This is a genomic window from Nonomuraea sp. NPDC001636, assembly GCF_040298265.1.
Taxonomy (GTDB): domain Bacteria; phylum Actinomycetota; class Actinomycetes; order Streptosporangiales; family Streptosporangiaceae; genus Nonomuraea.
Genome location: NZ_JBEOZT010000002.1, coordinates 29,260 through 49,283, shown reverse-complemented (window position 1 = coordinate 49,283; position 20,024 = coordinate 29,260). Strand labels below are relative to the sequence as shown.

The following is a 20,024-nucleotide window of genomic DNA, read 5'->3' as shown; positions in this document are numbered from 1 at the left end:
CTGCCAGGCGAACCGCAGAGCGTTGCGTGTCCAGTCAGCGCGTCGGTTCGCCGCCTGGACCAGGTAGTGGGCCGCGTCATGCCAGAGGGGGTGGGCGGGCGCGACGATGTGCCCGTCTGGGACCAGGGGGGCCACTCCCCCGCCAGTCGCAGCAGCGGGGGGTGGTGAGGGCGCGACTGTCTCGCACACCGCGGATTCGGTTTCCGGGCATGCCGAGATAGCCGCTTGGCGGCGTGCTATGGTCGGCTCCAAGCGTCACGGTTTTGGCGCGCGAAAGGCCCCCGCAACGGCTCGGGCCGCTGCGTGAGAGCACCGTCAGACGCGATGTGATGTTGTGGAGGCCGGAACGGCGACTCGGCTGCTCAGCTCGATGAGGTTGACCGCCTGGAGCTGAGCGATCTGGTCGCGGGTCTCGACCTCGGGAAGGCCGCGCGCTGCGCGGCTTTTCTCATTTCCGGGCAGACTCCCCCCGCCGGGCGGGCGGCCAGGCATGAGGACGGCAACGGGCCGGGGCGGGCCTCTTCGGCGCGCGGAGGTATCGCGTACTTCTCGCGACCTCGCGCACCAACACGCCCCCCGACAGCACCCGAGCATTCGACGGGCCGGACGGTCCGTCAACGACGCACACTAGCGCTCCAAAACGACACATACCACCCGCAACTCACACAGCCCACACAATCGTCCACAGTGGACTGTGAGTGCGTCACCGGCCCGCGGGCCCACCTCGCCCTCTTGCACACGTCTGCGACGCACACAAGCCCGCACAAGCAACACGACGGACGTGCACAGCAGCGCGATCACCCTGAGCATGCAACCCACGACATGAGCACCGCCGCGATCAGCGACGCCGCCCACCATTTCGTCGAACGACGGGAGCAGCGAAATAGGCACCCGGCGCGGTTGCTGCCCATCAACACGGCCGTCATCTTGACGGTGGTCCTGGCTGATGCGGCGGCGGTGGGCCTGGTCGCCCTAGGCTCGCCCCACTCGCCACAGTCAACTTGGCGAACGTAGGGCCGACCACGGCGGAGGTCCTGGAGAGATCTCCTTAGCCGTCGTGGCGGGCATCGGCGGGAACATGAGAAGAGCCTCAACGCGTTCCACCGCTCGTTGCAGCCTAGGCAGTCATTCCGAGGAACCTGCGCCCGCTGCAGAGACCCTATGTAGAGTCGAAAACATGGAATGCGACATCAAGATCACGCCCACCGTGGCGGCCGTCCTCAAAGTCTTCCTAGAAGACCCTGAACAGCCCCGCTACGGCTTCGAGTTAATGCAGCGCACCAAGCAGCCCAGTGGCACCACATATCCGATCATGGCGCGCCTGGAACGCGCTGGCTGGATCATGAGCGAACAGGAGGACATCGATCCCGCGACTGCGGGTCGACCTCGGCGCCGGACCTACCGCCTCACTCCTGACGGCATGAGTCTGGCGGCCACCAACTTGGCTGAGCTCAGCGAAGCCTACCGCCCTCCCACGCTCGGGCGGCTATGGCCTCAAGGCGGCCTAGCATGATCTACCACGAGGTTCTACTCACCGCCTTTCTCTACGTCCTCGGAGCAGTTGTCGCGCTTGTCGGCATCTTCATCACGGTCATCGCTACCACGTGCACGGACTTGATCAAGACGGAGGCCCAGACTCGTTTAGAGCGAGTCCCTACTTGGCTCCTCCACAGAGCAGCGAACGGCCTCGCCCCCGAATGCCGCCAAGAAATCTTGGAAGGCGAGTGGCTGCCTGAGTTAGCCCACATTAGCCGCGAGTCCGAAGGGCTGCCGATCACTCGTTTCGTCCGCAGCGTTCGCTTCGCAGTCGGTCTCATGGGTGGCCCCGCCTGGGTCATCGGTTCGTCACTCAAGGGCGTTCGCAAACCAAAGAGCAAGTATCACGAGCGCCTCCGTATCGCCCGTGGCTCACAGTTCTTGCTCAGCGGGTCCGTCCGTGAGTTGGCCGATGCGCTGCAGTCACAGGACCTTGACCGGATGCTTCGATGCAACCCTGCCGACCTAGAGAAGCTGCCTGCGGTGTATCAGAGGCTTGCGCTACAGCTGGTGGATGCCGCTGAGCCGCCTGACGGTTTCGGCGAGTTCGCTGAAGCGCTTCGGCGAACGAGAAACCCTCGAAACATGCAATGATGGAGATCGCCGCTGGCCGCCGCCGTTGTGCAGGCTGGTCCTGTGGTTGCTCTGTTTCGGGAGCGAGGAACGGCCCCCGGGCCCGGGGTAGGGGCAGCATTCCGGGGGTCGTCACCATCCTTGTCTGCGATCTTCCGCAGGCCGACCGCGCCGTCGAGACGTGAGCGAGACGCGTTACGTCGAGTCGGTTCCAGCAACTGCCCCTACCCCGGAAGGCGGTCCAGGCGTCGGGCGTCTGAAGATCAAGCACCTCCGCGCTGAGACGTCAGGCGGCGCGAGATGCCCCCCTGACGCCACGACGGCCGGCCTCAATCCGACGACAAATCCCGCCTTGCCTGTGGACACTGGGCGCTTGCGAGGCGTACTCGCACCAGGCAACCATCAGCAGCACTTCTGCGGCCACAATGAGCTCTTAGAGCGGGCGAGCTTGTCGGTTTGCATGGCTAGGCCAGATCCAGACAGAAGCTCCGCCAGCCACCACGTTAATCCTATACTCGGGGCAGCAACGCTTACGGGTGGCGGAGGCACAGAGGTGAGCGACGGTTCTGATAAGCCGAAATTCGCTGCGGGCCTGGCGATCGCGGTGTCCGTGATCACCATCTTGGCGTTCTTCGGCATCAAGAGCTTCGATGACCTGTTGAACAACAAGGACTCTGCACGGTCCAAAGCTTGCGCCCTGGCAGTCGCTGCTCGCAATGGCCAGCCGCGCACCTTCGACGCAAAGGAATGGCCTGGGAATGCCCTGAAATATGCCGATAGGTTGCTCGAGGCTGCGGAGGCAACCGATGAGCCAAAGCTCCGTGGGACCTTGCGCGAGTCGGTATACGCCCACCAGGACTGGGCGGCCGCGCTAGTAGCCGCCGATGACCCCAACAAAATGCAGGTCGAGAGGCAGTACGCGAGCGAAAAATCGCTGGCGAGGCTGCACGAGGCTGAGCGAAAGTGGGCGGCACTCTGCAAGGTCTCCCCTCCGGAGTGACCAACACGGCCCACGCCGTCCGGCGGCACTTCCGCTCGACCTTCGACGCCCATGACCGAGTGATCGTCATCACCGATGAGCAGACCAGCAGCGGCTTCTACGGCAGCGACCCGACCGAGCAGATTCCGACCCGGGTGCCGGTCTACACGTGGAACCTCGCGGGCCACAAGCACGGCCACACTCCGTCCGGCATCAGCACCCGGCACACCTTCGGCCGCCTGTCCGACGCAGCCTTCAAGCTGATCCCGGTCCCCGAAGCCCGGCACTCGGCCGGCTGGCCCTTCCAAGAGAGCGGATAAAAACCCGGTCAAGCCCTAGCCCGGCCAGCCAGCGCAAGCTAGGTTGGGAGGCAGGAGGCAACTCCGACCTTGCCTTAGGCCCCGCCAGCGCGCGGGGCCTTCGTGCTTTTCAGGTCACGCGTAAAGCTCGTGCACGACCCGCTTTCTGATGCGCTCCCACAGGTTCTCGTTGGCCCTCCTGGCCCGCTCATCCTTGTCGGCGCCGCTGTGGATTCGATGGTGCAGAAACGCGATCAGGTCAGCCGCCTGAATGAGTCGGCTGGCGTGGGAGGGCGCGAAGTGCAGCGTGTCCACGATGCACTCCAGCTTCCGATCGCGCCACCCGCCCGTGCCGTTGGTCTGGTACTCCTTCAGGTCCTTGCGGTACTCGCCTTGCTGACCGCACTCGTCAGCGATGATCAGCGCGTACTCCTCACGCTCTCGGGCGTGATCGTGAATGCGCTCAAGCAGGCGAGACAGCACCACTTGATGCGGTGGCCATGGGTCGACATACCGGGCGCGATGCCGGTTGCAATCCAGTCCGCGAAGGATGATGGCGACGTCATGCTCGGCAATCGCCTTGAAAGCGTCGTTATAGACACCGATCCGCGCCCGAACCATCCCGTGCAAGGGTTCCCAGTCCTTCTTGCCGTGAAGCAGGTCCGTGCCGTGCAGCTCGGCATCTTCTTTGATGCGCCCGTATGAGTCCCTTGCACTGGAAACGACCTCGTCCAGGGCGTGGCTCAGGGGGATGGCCTGGCCCTCGGGGACCAGGAGGGCCGCCATGTAGTAGCGGTCCGACGAGTAGCTCTCGTCCACGTAGCTCAGGAGCACGTGCATAGCGTGGCAGATTCACGGTGCAGTGTCGCGCAGATCAAAAGGGATAAAACATGGCATGCCGATGCTTATCGGCGACGTTACGGTGAAGTTTTATCCGACACAAGCCTTGCACTTTAACTGTCTGTGACTGATTATGTGCTCTCCGCGATGACGACCTTCACGCTAAAGCGCTAAAGTGGGGCTGTGGTGCGCACCAACATCTTCCGCCTTCAGGGTGACGACTGGGTTCTGAACGGCTGGTTCGATCCCGACCTAGCAGATCGCTTCGATGAAGCCACCCGCCTCGTTGGCCTTGACTGCGTCAGTGTGCTCACCGCCGACCCAGCCCAACACCAGACCCTCTACCGCACGCCGGAGAACAGATGGGTGCTCCACCGCTGGTCCCAATGGGAGGGAGAAGCGGATGCCTATGAGTTCGTGGATCCCCCCGAAGCCCGCATCTGGCTCCTCACCTGCCATCATGACGCCGCCGTCGAAGAACACTTCGGGCCCCTGCCGGACGAGGCCGGCCCTAACCTTTGATCCCCGCAGTAGGCACCTCTAATGTCCCGATTCTTCGGGCGAACGAATGACCGCCGAAGGCAGAATGGTCGCGTGCCATGCTCGCCGTAGTGAGCGTGCCTAGCGGTTTTGGCCTTGCTTGATCCACCAAGCATGTTCCGCTGGGAGCCCGGAGGTCTTTGGGAACCTTCGGGCTGCGATGCCGGACGGGCTGTGCCGAGGATGGCGCGATCGGCAGTTAACCATCTCATATGGGATGCACGGCATCCCATATTCGCAATCGTGAGAAGGGAGAACAGGATGACGTCCAACCAGATCGCCATCCAGTTCGCCGCGTAGACCAAGGATGACCAGCCTCTGGAACACGCTCCAGACGGCTGGTCCCTGGGGAATCGTGGCCTTGGCGCTCGTAGTCGGAGCCATCCTCCTCGGAGTGCGTTCGATGAGTAATCGCGCACTGAAGGCACCCGACATCAACGAGTTCGAGGCGACGGTCAGTCCACGTGGTCTTCGCGTCCGGTGGAGCAAAACGACGACGCAGGCGGACGAGAGCATTGCCCTTCCGCCCCCACGGCCAGCAGGCCCATCTGCTGCCACTTCCGACGAGAACGGGGGTGGCACCACGAAGACGTGACGTGAACAGACAGCAGCGCCCCGCCACCCTTGGTGGCGGGGCGCTGCTGTGTCTTCACTGGGCGGCACGAGGCTGTAACTGCGGCGGCAGTGGCTGCACCCAAGCAGCAATTACTACTCTTCGTATTCATGCAATCTCGGAGAGTAGCTGGAGGATCATGTCTCTTCCCTTGCGGCGCCCCGTACTTGCCATCGCCATCCTGGCCGGCCTGCTCACCACACCCGGACTTGCCAATGCAGACACACACCGCATCCACCACGCCGCACCCCCACCCTTGCTCCGAACTGCCGTCAACGACCTGACGGTCGCCGCAGAATCTCGGGAAGGCTACAAGCGGACCAGCTTCAAGCACTGGGTCGACGCCGACGCAAACGGATGCTCGGCGCGATATGAGGTCCTCATCTCCGAGGCCATCGACCCACCTACGGTCGGTACGAGCTGCACGCTGACAGGGGGTGTGTGGTATTCGTACTATGACGATCAAATAGTGACAGAAGCGGGCAAACTAGACGTCGACCATCTCGTGCCCCTGGCGGAAGCCTGGGACTCCGGCGCCTCGACATGGGACGCTCAGCGACGCGAAGAGTACGCCAACTACTTGGAGCGGCCGGAGCATCTGGTCGCCGTCACGGCGCGGAGCAACAGGCAAAAGGCAGACAAGGACCCGGCGGCATGGATGCCCATCGAGCAGGTCCGCTGCCGGTACATCACCGAATGGGTGGCAGTTAAGCGCCATTGGCAGCTCAGCGTGGACGACGTCGAGAAGGCCAAGCTCGCCGAAGTCGCTCAGAGCTGCCCGAATGCCCCACTGCCTCAAGCGTCCTGATTCGTACACCGGAGCAGCCCGCCGCCCCGCGAGAGGAGGACGGGCTGCTCCGGTCGCGACGGCAACAGCACAGATTTCCTTAACCGGGTGGAACTCTAACTAGCCCCTAGTTAGAGTTCGAGCATGGGTAAGCAGCCCCGCATGACCATCCCCACCCAACTCGTCCTCCGCACCCTCCTCGAAGACCCCATGCGCGAGATGTACGGGCTGGAGATCTGCCACGCCGCTGGCCTGGCGCCTGGCACCATCCACCCGATTCTTGCTCGGTTTGAGGGCCTTGCATGGGTGGAGTCCCGCTTTGAGGCAGCAGATCCACACGAAGTCGGTCGGCCTCGTCGGCGCTACTATCGACTTACCACACAAGGGGCGATTTACGCTCGAAGCGCACTCAGTGAGGCACAGGCAAAGCGAGATAAACTGTCAAGGCGAGCGCCAAGACTGGCGGGTGAAAATCCGTGAAGCAGGAAGTGTCTTATACGAAACGGTGGCAAAAGATCCTCTGCCCCTTAGAGCTCGCTCAGAACATAGTTGCATTCCTCGATCAGGCAGCCGAACACGCTCTCAAGGAGGGGCAAGGTTGGCTGCACTGCGACATAGCCCTAAGTTGCGCGCAGGAGCGCAGCGAGGAAGACCTGCCACACACTCTTAATCCGTCTAATGACGATGCCTTCTCTCGTAACGCTTCGATGCGTCACGGTTTCCCTTGGGGTGGGTATCAAATATGCCCCTGCGTGCACTCGCTGCATGTTGATCACAATCGAATCCTTCCGCGCCTCGAGTGGATTGCAAACGCCATCGATTCGATTCGCGATCAAGCGTGGAGCGAAGCTGATCAAAGGATGATATTCCCGCCCAATCTAGATTTACTCTTGCGGCCTCTACAGGTCGCGGCAAGGGAGGTGTTCGTCTATCTACGTGGCAGAGCACGGAAACCTTGGCTGCCTGCGCAGCTCTATGCCCACGAAGGTAGCCAAGTCGCTGCGGAAAGGGTTGCATGGCGCCTCCTAGTTCAGGCAACCTGCCTTCTGCCTCATGAACATCGAGGGCGTTTTTTCGAGGAATTTCAGTCGGAGCTTCTCGCGATGGCGGAAGCTAGAGTCCCACTGACTCGGCGTCTCTTGTACATGGCCTGCCAGATGCGCCATATTGTGCAGCTACGTACTGTGCTCCAATTCCCCCTCGATCCACCATTCTCGGGCTTACGGCGGGCGGCGTGCTGGATCCTCGCCTCGGATTGGCGGACATGGGGGTTACTTGGCCCGCTGATGGCCTTCGCCATCGTCAACGTATTCCTCCAGCAGGGCTGGGGCTCGGCCTTTTTCACCATTCCTGCCGTCGTGGCCTTCTATGCGGGAACCGAATGGCTCAGGAGCCGCTGGGGTGTGAGCGTGAAGCCCCGCAAGCGAGGCCGCAACACCACTGTTGAGTGAGCATTTGACCGATGTCGCCATCCCACGCCAGTAGGCACAACGCGAACGCGGAAAAGGCGCCCGCCACCCTCAAGGGTGACGGGCGCTTTTCGCGTACCTATCGCTGATCCGGCGGCAGGTCGGGCCTCGGAGTGTGCTTGGTTGTGTAACCAGACACGTACGTGATCAGACCCGGCAGCAGCGGAATCGCGAGCGACTCCAGCCAGTCAGGCAGCCAGGCGATGAGGTCGAGATCGGCGTTGACGGTCTGCAGGACGGTCAGGACCGCCAGGAGGCCGAGATAGGAGCCGGCCGTGGCGGCGGTGACCTTCCGCTCGACCGGCTTGCCGTAGCTGATGGATTCTCCATGCATGGGTTCCTCCAAGGGGGTTAGACATGCGAACGGCCCACCCGGATGGGCAGGCCAAGCGAGATCAATGTGCTTCGTTCAGCTGGGCCTCTGGTGTCGCGTGCAAGGACGCAGCCGGGAGGATTCGATTCGATCGACGATCTGAGAGGCCACCCAGAAAGCACCTCCCAGGATCACGCAGAGCATGCTCAACTGACGGAGTGCAGACTGCGATCACGAGCCTCATCGCCATCGCCGGAACGCTGCTCGGCGCTGCCGCCACCTATCTATTCCAGGGACGCGCGGCAAGGCAGGCACGGTTGGAAGCCCGCGATGAGCGGCTCTGGCAGGAGCAGCTTGCCGCCTACAGTGCGTTCGCCGGCGCCATCACCTCGTACCGATCCAGCCAGAACGCTCGCTGGTATCGCAAGCGCGAAGACCCGAGCGGGGCGCCATATATCAACGCTCGGACCGAATCACTCAACGAGCGCACGAACGCCAAGGCGGCACTGTTCAGGCTCCGACTGCTCAACCCCGACGCTGAGCTCAATCGGCTGGCCTCGGAGGCGTTGGAGGCCACCACTGCCATTCACCATGCCGTGGATGAAGCCGCGAGAGATCAGCAGGCAGAGCGTTCACAGCTCGCGCTCCTGGCCTTTGTCGAGGCCGCCTCGAACCAGGTTCGCGCCCGGACCTCGATGCATCCAACATCTGGGTCATCAGCCTCTGCAGCCTGACGTGCACACGCCAGTCCGAGGCTCAACGGGATGAGCTCCAGAACACCGCTCACACTGCCGGCGGCTTCCACGACCAGGTCAGATCCCAGGTCTCCTCATCGATGACGCCGGTCGGCTTCGCGCCGGCCTTGTCCTGGTAGCTGACGCACACCGCCTTCGACTTGGGGCCGTAGATGCCGTCCACGTCGATGGTCCAGCCCCGCTTGCGGAGCTTGTACTGCCAGGTCTTGACGTCGTTGCCCTGCATGTACGGGTCGGCCAGCCGGATCACGCGGCCGGGCCAGAGCGGGATGCCGTCCTCGTACGTGATCTTGATGGGCTTCTCCAGCGGCTCATCCGGCCGTGGGGCGCCCCGCTTCACCCACGCGTACAGCTCGTCGCCGGGGCAAGAGGTGGAGTAGCCGTCGCGGTGGCCCTTGATCTCGTTCCCCGCGCCGCCCTCCTCGCGCAGGTACTCAATCGCATCCCGCAGAGCGTGCAGCAGGGCGTTGTTCGGCTTCGTGAACCCGGTGCTGCCGACCAGGCCGAGCACCGCGTAGTGGCCGGAGTTGAGGCCGGGCCCGTTCGCGGCCGGCAGGTGGTGCACACCCCGGCCGATGAACGTATAGCCGTGTGGGCAGCAGATCAGGTTGTAGCCGATGTCGATGTACGTCTCGCCTCGGCCGCCGGACATGTGCATCTGCTGGATCTGGTGGACGTGCTGTACGCACAGCCGGTGCTTGGTCGGCCCGGCGATGTCGGCCGGGACTGGACCGCCGGTGTAGTGGATCTTCACGCCGCGCGGCGAGCTGATGCGGCTGTAGGGGCCGGACGGTGCGATCGCGTTCCAGGAGGCACGCGAAATCTTCTTCACGGGGTCACCTCTTCTCTGAGGGCTGGAGGTTGAGCCACTCGGCCACGGTGAGGCCGAGCGCGGCGGCGGGGACATGGATCGGGAGGACGGCGGGCACGAGCAGCACGCCGTCCTGGCACGGGAAGACCGTGCCGATGGGAGGGGAAGTCAAGGCCGCGGGTCAGCCTCGGGTGAGCTGGATGAGCGCGATCACCGTGCCCGCCACGGCGACCACGATGGTGACGACCGCGATGATCTGCCGGGTCCGCTCCGCGAGCTGGCCGCGCGTCACGGCCTCCCGCTCCAGCGCGTCGAGCCGGGCCTCCATCGCGACATGCCGGAGCTCAGCGGCGGCCTGGTTCTGCTCGACGCGCTTGACCAGCTCGGCATGCCGGTCGTCCACCTGATCCAGGCGCTGCAGGATTAAAGCGGTGGACCCGTTCGTCCGCTCGAACCCCAGCTCGACCGCGCCGCGCAGCTCCGCCAAGGCCAGCGCCAAGTTAGGCGAATCCTCGCTCACGCGCTGCCCCCGGTCTCGGCGGCGCTGAGGAACGTCAGCGGCGGCTTCAACGCGAAGCTCGGCGGAACCGTCCGCACCGACGACTCCCGGCCCCATTCGATCGCCATGCGCTTGGCCTCCACCCTGATCGGGTCGATCCGGGCCTGGCTCGTGATCGGGTCCAGCGGGTCGGCCGAGGCCGCACGGGCGGCGCCCACGTACGTCAGCGCGCCCTGCCGATCGTGCAGCGGAGCTGCCTGCATGGTGAAGCGGTGCTGCTTGACCAGCCGGATCCGCTCCAGGTGCGCGGCCAGCCGGTCAGCGTCGGATACGCCCGGCGTCCAGCAGGTCGGCAGATCACGGGTGGCGTCCAAGATCGCGGCATGCGCCTCATCCGACAGGCTCGGAGGGTCGTCCGGGTACGGGATGCCCATCTCATGCAGCGCGACGTCCAGCAACGTCGCCATGTCCTCCGGGTCGATGCCGTAGGCGGCCGCCCGCCACTCGAACAGCGCGTGCGGCATCACCATCACGCCGACGCCGCCGGCGTCGTTCGTCATCCAGATCCCCCACATCGGCTCCGCGCCGGGCGCGCCGGGGTCGATCTCGACCGGGCCGCCCTCCTTGCGTGATTCGATCGCGGCACGCGAGTAGCCGAGCTCGGCGTCCCACACCTGTATGACCTGCGGCATGCCGGTCCCTTCTCCCGTTGATGTCGTGATCAATGCCGGTGGGCCCAGAAGTAGAAGGCGAACGACGTGCTGTTCGCGAGGTTCACCTGGAAACCACTGGTGTCGGACGCCGTGAGCGCCCACGCCTTCGGCACGTAGTTGTTGGTGAACGCGGACGGCCCGCCCGAGCCGCCATCCCGCAACGCGACGACCGGCCCCATGTTGGTGGCCATCGAGGTCGGCGAGCTGGGCGGCCCGTAACGGTAGATGGCCCAGTTCGGCGATGCAGCCCCGCCGACCGAGACGGACCCGGCGGCGAACGCATCGTAGGGGGACGTCTCGTTGGCATCCCACACCCGGCCCCTGATGTAGAACCGGCCCGTGCTGTTGAGGTAGATGAACGTGTCGAACGACGAGCTGCCGGTGGAGTACCCGAACATCGCGTAGCCCTCGGCCACGTCCAGGCCGCCGCCCTGGCGGTTGGAGAACGAGGCGTCCCTGATGCCGAGCCGCACCAGCCCCGCGGCCACCTGCAACTCGGCCCGCGCGGTGCCGCCGCTGTTGGTGCCGCTGGTGATGAACGTCGTTGTCTCGCCGGGGTACCAGCCATCCTCAGCGTAGATCCTGGTGTAGTTGTTGTTGCTCGCCGGGTAGAAGCGCAGGTCCAACGTGCTGGAGTCGAGCACGAAGCGCCGGCCGGTGGCCGAGCTTCGCATGACAGACCCGGTGATCGTCTTGCCGGTGATCGCGTCGGCGGCGATCGTGCTGGCGGTGACAGACCCTGCCGCCAGCTTGTCAGCCGTGATAGCCGCGGCGGCCAGGTGCCCCGTCTGGATCGCCCCAGCCACGATCTTGTCGGCCGTCACAGCGTTGGCCTGGATATGCCCGGCCTGGATCGCCAGCGCCTGAATCAGCCCGCCCGTGATCGATCCGGCGACGATCTTCGCGTCGGCCGGGATCGACCCCGAGATGATGTGCTCGGCACCGTCGATCACCTCGCCAATCAGGTCGGTGTCCACCAGCGGGTGCGTGGACGCGACCGCCCTCGCCGACTCTCCCGACACGTTGCCAGACCGGTCGAGCGCGACGAGCCAGAACTCCCTGTCGGCGTTGTAGGGGAGGCCGGGCACGACCGCGGTCCCCGCCCGCTCCAGCCACTCCACCGCCTGGCCCTCATCATCCGGGTCGAGCGGGTCACGCATCATGACCAGGACGCGGTGGAAGTCGGCGGGCATGCCCGTCCCCGAGCTGGTCAACCCGTCCCACGTGACCCGGACGATTCCCAGCCGGGAGTCCACGACCGGCGTCGACGGGATCGGCGGCGGCGTCTCGTCGTCCGGAATGGTGATGACCGCCGAGGTGGCGAGCTGCCCCTTGACGCCCTGGTTGGTGGCGCGCACCCCGAAGCGCCACTGGCTCTTCGGGGTCAGCGGGCTGTAGGAGATCGAGGTGCCGTCGGTGTGGCCGAGCACTCGTTCTGCGCCGGTCCCCGGCGGGGTCTGCCCTATCAGCTCGTACCCGTCTACGGCCAGCGAGACGCCGTTCACGTCCGTCGAGACGGGCAGCCACGACACCGTGATCAGCCCGTGCGCGTAGCCCTCCGCGTCGAGGTATGCCTGCGGATTCACCACCAGGCCGGTCGGGGCGGCCGGGACGCGGTCCTTGCTCTCCGGCGCCGGCTCGCCGCCGTTCCCGCCCTCCGACACCCCGCCGGACAGGATGCCGTTCGCGCGCCGCGCGAGGCGGATGTCCCTCTCCAAGAACCGATCGTTGAGCACGAGGTTCCCGCTGATCAGCCCGTCGCCGTCTACCGACAGGGTGATCTGCCGGATGCGCAGCGCCTGCATGACCGCTTGGTCGCCTGGGGCACGAATCGTGTCACCTGGTCGGTAGTCGCGTAGCGGCAGGAATCGGGCCGCGTACGGCGTGATCTGCCGGGTGAGCTGTACCCGCTCCCCCGACGCCCGGTCGAGGGCGTACTGCGCGAGCAGACGTGCGGTGCCCTCGTCCTTCACCCCGCCCTGCGACTGGACCGCCTCCCACCGCCCCCACGGGGCGGCAGCACCGGGATTGGTCACCTCGACCGACAGGCCGTCCTCGCCGGTGATGAGGATCGCCGACGCCGCGTCCTCGAACGTGGCATCGTCGGGGGCTTGGTCGATGTCCCGCCCGAGGCGCAGCTCGACCGGCGCGGGCCCGGAGCCGAGCTGGCGGCCGAGCACGGTGTCGGGGTTGAACACCTGCAACGTGCGGCCTTGCATCTGCCAGTCACAGACGCCCTGCTCGCTGAGGTTGATCAACACGGCCAGCAGGTCCGTGCCCGGGTCGAGGCCGAGCGTCAGCGTGGCCGCCCACTCCTGACCATTGGAGTCCTGGGCGGCGTCGAAGTCGTAGGACAGGCCGGGAAGCGTGCCGCGTCCCTGAGCCTCGTCGATCATCTGCGAGAGGATGTCGCCGACGCTCGTGGCCGGGAACTGCCTCTTCCCGTCGATCATCCCGATCGCCGGGTACAAGGTCAGCTTGCGTAGCATCCACGAGTAGCCCGGCATGTCGTAGGAGCGGCTGAGCGCCTGATCCGCGCCGTCCCCGGACCGTTTGATCCGAAGGAACCTGGCGTTCGCCGGCTCCGTCCACGCCCCGCCCGCCGACCACTCCACCGCCACCTCACACGGCGAAGCGAGCCACTGCGAACCGGCCGCATGCCCGGAGTACGTCACCTTCAGACTCGGCGTGTCGTTGAGCGGCATGCCCATCTCGACCCCGAGATGCTTCCCGAGCACCCCGAGTCGTGGCCCGTTCGGCTGGTAGGCGACCAAACGTAACCCGAATCGCATTGGCTCGCCTGAGGTGATGATTTGCATGCCAGCCTCCCATCTCACTCATCTGTATTGACAAGACCTCATCGAGCGTGGACGTTTCTACATACGGGGCAAAGGCAATCGCCGCATTCGCCGCCCATCATTGCCGGGAGGTCAGATGAGAAGCCGGACCAAGCGAATAATGACGATCCTTGCGGCGATTGTTGCATTTTCTGTGATTGCGGCGATGCTGATTCTCTCTCCGATCGCACTGAGAACCCTCTCTTCCGTGATGCCTCCGGCGGAGTGGACCCTGCTAAGCGAAATTGGGCAGGCTTACGGCCCAGTCGCTACGCTCCTCGCCGCCCTATCTCTGGCCGGAATTGCGTACTCTGCCCTCCTGCAAGCCCGGAGCGTTCGCGTCATGACCGACCAAAACTGGAGGCTGGTGCAGTTCGAGCTCATCCGCACGGGCTTGGAGAAACCAGCTCTCGTGCAAGTAACTGATGGCCTGTGGCGGAGCCCCAAGGATGATGCGTCAATCCAGATGCTGATCCTGGCCAATGCCTGGACCAACCACTGGCGCTCGATGCACGACCTCGGGCTTATGGAAGATGCCGAGCTACGCCATCATGCAAAGAATTATTTCGATGGAGAGGTAGGCAGAAAACACTGGGAAACCTCCCGGGACAGCTACAGAGTTGCCCCGCGCAGCCGTAAATTCTGCAAAATCATGGACGAGGAGCTCGCGAAGGCGAACCGGTCCAAGGCGCGCCCCCTGGTGTATCCCAAGACGCCTTCGGCTCAAAGACAGGCACTCATGGCATTCGGCGCGGGCGCCGTGCTGGCCTTCAGCCTTGCCCTGCATGCCAGACAACGTCGGTGACTGATGTGGTGCTCTGGCTGGGACCAGCCCGCCGACCACTCCACCGCCACCTCACACAGCAACGCCAGCCACAACGCGCCGGCCACGTGCCCGGAGTAGGTCAGCCGCAGCGGTGGCGCGTCGTTGAGCGGGGCCCCGGCCTCTCAGTCGAGATGCTGCCCGTTCGGCTGGTAGCCGACCAGACCCAATCCGAACCGCACCGGCTCGCCAGGAATGATGACCTGCACCACTCACCCCCTTGTGGTGTCATGGATGGGTGGAAGACGAGCAGCCCAAGATCACGGCTGGATACCTGCCGTCAGGCGCGATAACGGCACGCCCGATTGAGATCAGCGACCTCGCGCGCTACCACGGCTTCCCGGACGACGCCGCTTACCTAGCCAGCGTCGGACTGCCAGTGGACGCGGCGATGGATGAAGTACAGCTCCGGCTACTCGGCCTCCACGACGTGCGCGGGGGCACGGTGGACGGCCTCATCGACGACCTGCACCAGCAGAATGAGGGCTGGCTTCGCCGCCTGAGGCGACGGCTACGGCGTTCGTCCGCGTAGGTCCGCCTTCAGCTGGACTCGTGCCTTAGTTCCAGTCGTCGGCGATGACCATGATCACGCGATCCGTCAGGTCGCCGTACCCAGTCGCACTGGACACCAGTTCAACGGGGGGCAACGTCGCTCGCTGCCCTACCCGGCTGCGCATACCGAACAGCGAGTTCTTGAGGAACAGGTCACCGCCCGGCAGGCCCGGCAGCTCAACCGGCCTCGTGGACAGCAGCTTCGGCGGCGTCGTGTACGCGGCGACGAGGACCGCCACCCACACGAACCGATCCGTCGCCGGAGCGGGCACGAGATTCGGCACCCCCGGCTCGGACTCCAGCCGCCAGCGGCGATTGCCTTGCTCCGAGAACGCGTCCGTGCGCGGCACCGACGAGTACACCGACATGGTGCCCAGCTCCTCCGCGTAGACGGCGACTCTCGACTCACCACTGACGAGGCCGGACGCCGGCGCGCACGTCGTCACCCACACACCATTGATCGACAGGCCGGCAGGCTGCACCAGCCGCGCCATGTACACCGCGCTGACCTCGGCCGGAGGCTGGACGGAACTCGTGCATGCGTCAGGGTGAGCAGACGACATCCAGCCGTCCCAGCCAAGCGGGGCCCCCGGAGGAGGAGGCACCATCACCGGCGTGCCCGCGGGCGGCGGCTCCTGCGGCTCCTGCGTGCATGAGCAGTTCACGGTGATCGAACACATGATCTTCTACTCCTTGTCTGCCCGCTCAGACGCGAGCAAGTACCTGTCGATGTCCAACCTCATGGCCGCGATCCGTACCGGATCGGTCCGGACGCCGTCGCGCAGCACCTGCAACGGATCGGCCTGACCACGCCGGACCGCTGACCTCGATACGGTCACCTCGCCAAAGCGCTCCTTACAGGCGGCAACCTGGCCGAGCACACGCGCCCGCGCGGAGGTCGCATCGCCCTCCAGCACAGGAAGAGCGTCCTTCTGGCCGTCGGCGTGCATCGCGTGCAGCAGCGGCGTGTACAGCAGCACCTCGATCGCCTCGTCCACCGTCTGCAGTCCGTGCTCGGCCATCCGGATCTCGAATGCCTCCTTCGGCCACGACGCGGCGAACGCCTCGCCGCCGTCGTCCAGCGGCTCGTAGAAGATGAGCCAGCTCTCCGGCCCCTCGACCACATCCGAGATCCGCCACCGCTGCACCATCACGTCACCCCGTGCTGTCTCCAGGCCCACACATGCAGGGCCACCGTGAACGTGGGCGGGCTGCCCAGGCTCGATTCGCTCGACCGCAGCGTGAACCCGCCCGTCCCCGGGTTACGCATGTGAAATGACAACCGGTCCGGGACCGGATTGTCGGCCGAGAACACGAGCCGCGGCGTCGACGCCAGCGTGACGGCGAACCCGACGAAGTACGTCGCCGCTGCCCCGCCCGACTCCGGCAGCGACCGCGCGAACATGAGCATCCCGGCGCCCGTCTCGAACGACCACGTGCCCCGGAACGTGGTGTAGCCCGTCGTGGACGTACCACCCCGAGAAAACAGAAACCGGTTCAGGCGGCCTTGGATGTCGTTGTGGCCGACCTCGAGTTGCGTCGGCTGCGCGAACATGTAGCCGCCCCCGGCGAGCCCGTCACTGGCCTGCACCATGTGCATGCGCCACTCGTCGCCGCGCTGGATGACGTAGGAACGGCGGGTGGTGTCGGGCGACAGGCCGGACACGTGGATGATCGCGCCGTCGCTGTCGGCATACGTGCGGGCGTAGTTCGTTCCGCTGCCCGGGTAGTAGCGGATCTCGGGGTCGGCCGCACCGGCCGGGTTGATGATGATGCGGCGGCCGGTCACGCCGGTCGCGAGCTGGCCCACGATGCTGACCGCGCCGGACGCGGAGGAGATGAACACCGTCTGCACGCTGGAGGCGTTGTAAGCCTCCAGGCCCGAGCTGTTGAGCTCGACGCGCGCCCCTCCCGGATCCCCGGCGACGATCCGGGAGGCCAGCGCGAGCACAGCCTCCAGCTTCGCGGCCGTGATCGCCCCGGCCGCGATGTGCTCAGCGAGGATCTGACCGGCGGCGATCTTCGCCGCGGTGATCGCGTTGGCCAGGATCGCGCCGGTGGTGATCGAGTCGTTCGCGGCGTCGCCCTGGACGAGCTGCACCGCGGCGATCGTCGCGGTGGCCGAGCGCGCCGAGGTGTTGCCGGAGCGGTCGATCGCGGTGAAGGAGAACTCCCTGTCGAGCCCGTACGGCAGGCCGGGCACGATCAGCGACCCGGCCGCGTCCATGTACCCGATCTCCTCCCAGCCGGGGGCCAGCGGGTCCTGCATCCACACGAGCACCCGGTGGAAGTCGGCGGGCATCGGGGCCGCCCCGACGCCGAGCCCGTCCCATGCAACGTGCACGACGCCGAGCCGGGACGCGAGCGTGGGAGCGGTCGGCACGGGCGGCGCGGTCGTGTCGTCCGGGATCGTCACCACCACCGAGCTGGAGAAGGGGCCCTTCTTGCCCAGGTTCACCGCGCGGACCTTGAACTGGTACTGCTGCCCGACCACCAACGGCGAGAACGTCGCGTTGGTGTCGGCGGCCTCCGTCGCGGCCACCAGATACCAGGGCGCTCCGACCTCGTTGATTCGCATGAACAGCTCGTAGCCGCCCACGGTCAGCGCCACGGCGTTCACGTCCTGGGTGACCGCGCCCCACGTGGCGGTCACCTGCCCTCTGGGCAGGCCGTGCTCGTCGATGTACGCGAGCGGATCGACAATCAGCCCGGCCGGAGCCGCAGGTGTGCGCGGCGTCGGCGACTCCGGCGCCGGACGCGCACCCGACCCGCCCTCGGCCGTCGAGCCGCCGACGATGCCGGCCGTGCGGCGGGCCAACCGCAAGTCCCTCTCCAGCAGGCGATCGTTGAGCACCAGGTTTCCGCCGAGCACGCCCATCTGATCGCGGGTGATCGTCATCTGCCTGACGCGCAGCGACTCCATCGCCCCGCCCTCGCCCGGCGCGAGAATGCGGTCCCCGGGACGGTAGTCCCGCCACGGCAGCCAGCGCGCGGTGTGCGGGGTGATCTGCCGCGTCCGCTGGACGCGCTCGTGCCCAACCCGCAGCAGCAGCGCCTCGGCCAGGAGGAACGCCGTCCCCGGATCGGACACGCCGCCCTGGCCGATCGCCGCCTCCCACCGGCCCCACGGAGCGGCGGCGGCCCCGTTCGTGAACGACATGCGGAACCCGTCATCGCCAATCACGAGCGCCGACGTGGCCGCGTCCTCGTAGGTGCCGATGTCGGGAGCGGCCACGATGTCACGCCCGAACCGCAGGTCAACCGGCGCAGCACCGCTGGCCAGGTCCCGCCCCAGCACGGTGTCGGCGTTGTACGCCTGCAACGTGCGCCCGTTCATCCGGAAGTCGAGCGTGCCCTGCTCGGCCAGGTTGATCAGGGTCGTCAGCGCATCGATCCCCGGCTGGTAGTAGATGGTCAACACCTTCGCCCACGGTTGGCCCGCGCTGTCGTGCGTCGGCGTGAAGTCCCAGGAGACGCCCGGCACCGCGCCGCGCGCCTGCCCCTCCTGCAGGAACGTGGCCAAGATCGCGCCTGGCGTCGAACTCAGGAAACCGCGCTTCCCGTCGACCAGAGGAGCTGAGCCGGGGAACAGCACCAGCTTGCGCAGCATCCAGGCGTAGCCAGGCAGCTCGAACCGCCCCATCCCGGCCCGATCGGTGTTGTCACCACGGCGTTTGATCCGCAGGAACCGGCAGTCCGGATCCTCTGTCCACGTCTGCCCGTCTATGCTCCACTCGGCCGCGACCTCGACCGGCCCGTTCAGTAGCTCCGCGTTGACCGCATGTGCGCTGGTGGACAGCATGAGCGCGGGCACGTCGTTCAGCGGGCACGCGACTTCCATCCCCACCGGATGCGGGAGCACCCCCAGACGGGCCCCATTGGGAGCATGAACGACTAACCGCAGCTCCAGCATGATCGCGCTCCTCCCCCGGTCAGGAAGTCCCACGGCCACGCTCAGCCCGCGTATCCGATCAGGATGGGCCGGAACACGAGTTGTCGAGGACGATCTCGCTGCGCAGAAGACGGCGCCGGTCGAACGTCAGTTGCAGGCCGTTCCGGCCGCCCACGACCGTGGTCTCGTGACCGTGGGCATGAAGCTGCCGTTGCAGCCACTCCGCTTGAGCGATGCGGTAACGCGCTGAGGCGTACGCGGCGTCGTAGTGCTGAACAACCACGCACGCTGGGCGCAGCACGGCGGCGATGGCGGGGACGGCATCCGTGTGGAGGTGCCAGTCGCAGGCCGCGGCCCGTTCCGGAACGGCGTGGCGGCCAGTGCCACTGGCGTGGGCGATCACCAGAGCCGTCTGCGGCAGCAGCGCCACCACGGCGTCGAGCAGCCCGTCGAACAGGCCAGTATCCCCGGTGTACCAGACGCCGCCGCCCGGGGTATCGAGAGCGAACCCGATCGCGGTGCGGGTTTCATCGCCGTGCTCGTGGTGGACCGCCGGGGTCGCATGGACGACGAGGTCGGCGAGTTTCACCGCCTGCTCGCCTTCCGCCTGGCCAGCGAGGTGGGTGAACGTGCAGGTGTCGACGCGGCGCATGTGGAAGGGCGTGAACGCGGCGAACCGCTGGATCACCGTCGAGTTCGCGGCCAGGAGCACGCGGCCTGGCCGCTGTCGGGCGCTCATCGCGCCTTCCAGACAGGGGATGACGTCGGTGTAGTGGTCGGGGTGAAAGTGGGAGACCAGCAACGCATCCACGTCGGCGAAGTCGAACCGGCCCTGCCGGGCGAGCTGGAGCAGCAGGCCGAGCGCGGCAGGCCCCGGATCCACGATCACGCACGATTTGCCTGTCCTGATCAGCACGCCACCGGCGCCCCCCGCGAGCATGCCGTAACGGTGCCCGAGCGCCCCGAGCAACGTCACCTCTGTCGCGCCAGCAACGACCGGAGAAGGCGCTTGGCCGAGGCGGGGCGGATGGGCGTGCATACGTCGATGCGCGTCGTCGGCCTCGTCGAGGATGCCGGCCAACTCTTGCGTGCTGGAGGAGCGCAGCCAGGCGTGGAGTTGGCCGAGGTCATCGAACGGCCCGTCATGGTGCACCGGCGTTCCCCCGAGGTCTGCTCGTCACGTCGGCACGAGT

22 protein-coding genes are annotated in these 20,024 nt (G+C 66.1%); 11 read left to right on the top strand and 11 right to left on the bottom strand.

Going from position 1 to position 20,024, the window contains the following annotated elements:
- Window positions 1–1,177 precede the first annotated feature (1,177 nt).
- From ABT158_RS03940 to ABT158_RS03925, 4 genes are all read left to right on the top strand, one after another.
- Complete coding sequence (locus tag ABT158_RS03940; RefSeq protein ID WP_352350612.1) at window positions 1,178–1,513, top strand: PadR family transcriptional regulator; 336 nt, start codon at window positions 1,178–1,180, stop codon at window positions 1,511–1,513.
- Window positions 1,510–2,130 carry a hypothetical protein gene (locus ABT158_RS03935; RefSeq protein ID WP_352350610.1) on the top strand — a complete coding sequence of 207 codons (621 nt, stop codon included), beginning with the start codon at window positions 1,510–1,512 and terminating at the stop codon, window positions 2,128–2,130. Before ABT158_RS03940 ends, ABT158_RS03935 begins: the two co-directional genes overlap by 4 nt.
- A gap of 532 nt (window positions 2,131–2,662) precedes the next feature.
- Window positions 2,663–3,109: a hypothetical protein gene (locus tag ABT158_RS03930; protein WP_352350608.1), complete on the top strand. Its 447-nt coding sequence runs from the start codon at window positions 2,663–2,665 to the stop codon at window positions 3,107–3,109.
- Entirely contained in the window at window positions 3,106–3,408 is a 303-nt protein-coding gene (locus tag ABT158_RS03925) for a hypothetical protein (protein WP_352350606.1), read from the top strand. The genes ABT158_RS03930 and ABT158_RS03925 overlap by 4 nt, the downstream gene beginning before the upstream one ends.
- Before the next feature lie 114 nt (window positions 3,409–3,522).
- Here ABT158_RS03925 and ABT158_RS03920 read toward each other — a convergent pair whose 3' ends face one another.
- A complete protein-coding gene (locus tag ABT158_RS03920; RefSeq protein ID WP_352350604.1) occupies window positions 3,523–4,221 on the bottom strand; it encodes a DUF3800 domain-containing protein in 699 nt (232 codons plus the stop codon).
- Between the two features lie 189 nt (window positions 4,222–4,410).
- Between ABT158_RS03920 and ABT158_RS03915 the strand changes: the two genes are divergently transcribed.
- From ABT158_RS03915 to ABT158_RS03900, 4 genes are all read left to right on the top strand, one after another.
- Entirely contained in the window at window positions 4,411–4,749 is a 339-nt protein-coding gene (locus tag ABT158_RS03915; protein WP_352350602.1) for a hypothetical protein, read from the top strand.
- Between the two features lie 770 nt (window positions 4,750–5,519).
- Complete coding sequence (locus tag ABT158_RS03910; RefSeq protein ID WP_352350600.1) at window positions 5,520–6,188, top strand: HNH endonuclease family protein; 669 nt, start codon at window positions 5,520–5,522, stop codon at window positions 6,186–6,188.
- A gap of 123 nt (window positions 6,189–6,311) precedes the next feature.
- Window positions 6,312–6,647: a PadR family transcriptional regulator gene (locus tag ABT158_RS03905; protein ID WP_352350598.1), complete on the top strand. Its 336-nt coding sequence runs from the start codon at window positions 6,312–6,314 to the stop codon at window positions 6,645–6,647.
- Window positions 6,644–7,618 carry a hypothetical protein gene (locus tag ABT158_RS03900; protein ID WP_352350597.1) on the top strand — a complete coding sequence of 325 codons (975 nt, stop codon included), beginning with the start codon at window positions 6,644–6,646 and terminating at the stop codon, window positions 7,616–7,618. Before ABT158_RS03905 ends, ABT158_RS03900 begins: the two co-directional genes overlap by 4 nt.
- 97 nt (window positions 7,619–7,715) lie before the next feature.
- Here the strand turns inward: ABT158_RS03900 and ABT158_RS03895 are convergent, their stop codons facing one another.
- On the bottom strand, window positions 7,716–7,970 hold the full coding sequence (locus tag ABT158_RS03895; RefSeq protein ID WP_352350595.1) for a hypothetical protein: 255 nt from the start codon (window positions 7,968–7,970) through the stop codon (window positions 7,716–7,718).
- A 197-nt stretch (window positions 7,971–8,167) separates the two neighbouring features.
- Here ABT158_RS03895 and kilB point away from each other — a divergent pair, with 197 nt between their 5' ends.
- Window positions 8,168–8,683: a plasmid transfer protein KilB gene (gene kilB / locus ABT158_RS03890; RefSeq protein WP_352350593.1), complete on the top strand. Its 516-nt coding sequence runs from the start codon at window positions 8,168–8,170 to the stop codon at window positions 8,681–8,683.
- A gap of 49 nt (window positions 8,684–8,732) precedes the next feature.
- Here the strand turns inward: kilB and ABT158_RS03885 are convergent, their stop codons facing one another.
- The 5 genes from ABT158_RS03885 to ABT158_RS03865 are packed head-to-tail and all read right to left on the bottom strand — an operon-like array spanning window position 8,733 to window position 13,519.
- Entirely contained in the window at window positions 8,733–9,536 is an 804-nt protein-coding gene (locus ABT158_RS03885; RefSeq protein WP_352350591.1) for a peptidoglycan recognition protein family protein, read from the bottom strand.
- A 4-nt stretch (window positions 9,537–9,540) separates the two neighbouring features.
- Complete coding sequence (locus ABT158_RS03880; protein WP_352350589.1) at window positions 9,541–9,687, bottom strand: hypothetical protein; 147 nt, start codon at window positions 9,685–9,687, stop codon at window positions 9,541–9,543.
- A 9-nt stretch (window positions 9,688–9,696) separates the two neighbouring features.
- Entirely contained in the window at window positions 9,697–10,014 is a 318-nt protein-coding gene (locus ABT158_RS03875; protein WP_352350587.1) for a hypothetical protein, read from the bottom strand.
- Between the two features lie 17 nt (window positions 10,015–10,031).
- Window positions 10,032–10,706, bottom strand: a complete 675-nt coding sequence (locus ABT158_RS03870; RefSeq protein ID WP_352350585.1) for a hypothetical protein — start codon at window positions 10,704–10,706, stop codon at window positions 10,032–10,034.
- Window positions 10,707–10,735: 29 nt separating this feature from the next.
- A complete protein-coding gene (locus ABT158_RS03865) occupies window positions 10,736–13,519 on the bottom strand; it encodes a hypothetical protein (RefSeq protein ID WP_352350583.1) in 2,784 nt (927 codons plus the stop codon).
- 166 nt (window positions 13,520–13,685) lie between these two features.
- Between ABT158_RS03865 and ABT158_RS03860 the strand changes: the two genes are divergently transcribed.
- Together ABT158_RS03860 and ABT158_RS03855 are read left to right on the top strand one after the other, a co-directional pair.
- Window positions 13,686–14,369 (top strand): DUF6082 family protein, encoded by a 684-nt coding sequence (locus ABT158_RS03860; protein ID WP_352350581.1) that lies wholly within the window; start codon window positions 13,686–13,688, stop codon window positions 14,367–14,369.
- Between the two features lie 256 nt (window positions 14,370–14,625).
- Window positions 14,626–14,919 (top strand): hypothetical protein, encoded by a 294-nt coding sequence (locus ABT158_RS03855; RefSeq protein WP_352350579.1) that lies wholly within the window; start codon window positions 14,626–14,628, stop codon window positions 14,917–14,919.
- 25 nt (window positions 14,920–14,944) lie between these two features.
- Here ABT158_RS03855 and ABT158_RS03850 read toward each other — a convergent pair whose 3' ends face one another.
- From ABT158_RS03850 to ABT158_RS03835, 4 genes are all read right to left on the bottom strand, one after another.
- Window positions 14,945–15,619, bottom strand: coding sequence for a hypothetical protein (locus ABT158_RS03850; protein ID WP_352350577.1), 675 nt, complete (start codon window positions 15,617–15,619; stop codon window positions 14,945–14,947).
- 6 nt (window positions 15,620–15,625) lie between these two features.
- Window positions 15,626–16,090 carry a hypothetical protein gene (locus ABT158_RS03845; RefSeq protein WP_352350575.1) on the bottom strand — a complete coding sequence of 155 codons (465 nt, stop codon included), beginning with the start codon at window positions 16,088–16,090 and terminating at the stop codon, window positions 15,626–15,628.
- Window positions 16,090–18,780, bottom strand: coding sequence for a hypothetical protein (locus ABT158_RS03840; RefSeq protein WP_352350573.1), 2,691 nt, complete (start codon window positions 18,778–18,780; stop codon window positions 16,090–16,092). The genes ABT158_RS03845 and ABT158_RS03840 overlap by 1 nt, the downstream gene beginning before the upstream one ends.
- Before the next feature lie 130 nt (window positions 18,781–18,910).
- Window positions 18,911–19,984 (bottom strand): MBL fold metallo-hydrolase, encoded by a 1,074-nt coding sequence (locus ABT158_RS03835; RefSeq protein ID WP_352350571.1) that lies wholly within the window; start codon window positions 19,982–19,984, stop codon window positions 18,911–18,913.
- Window positions 19,985–20,024: the final 40 nt, after the last annotated feature.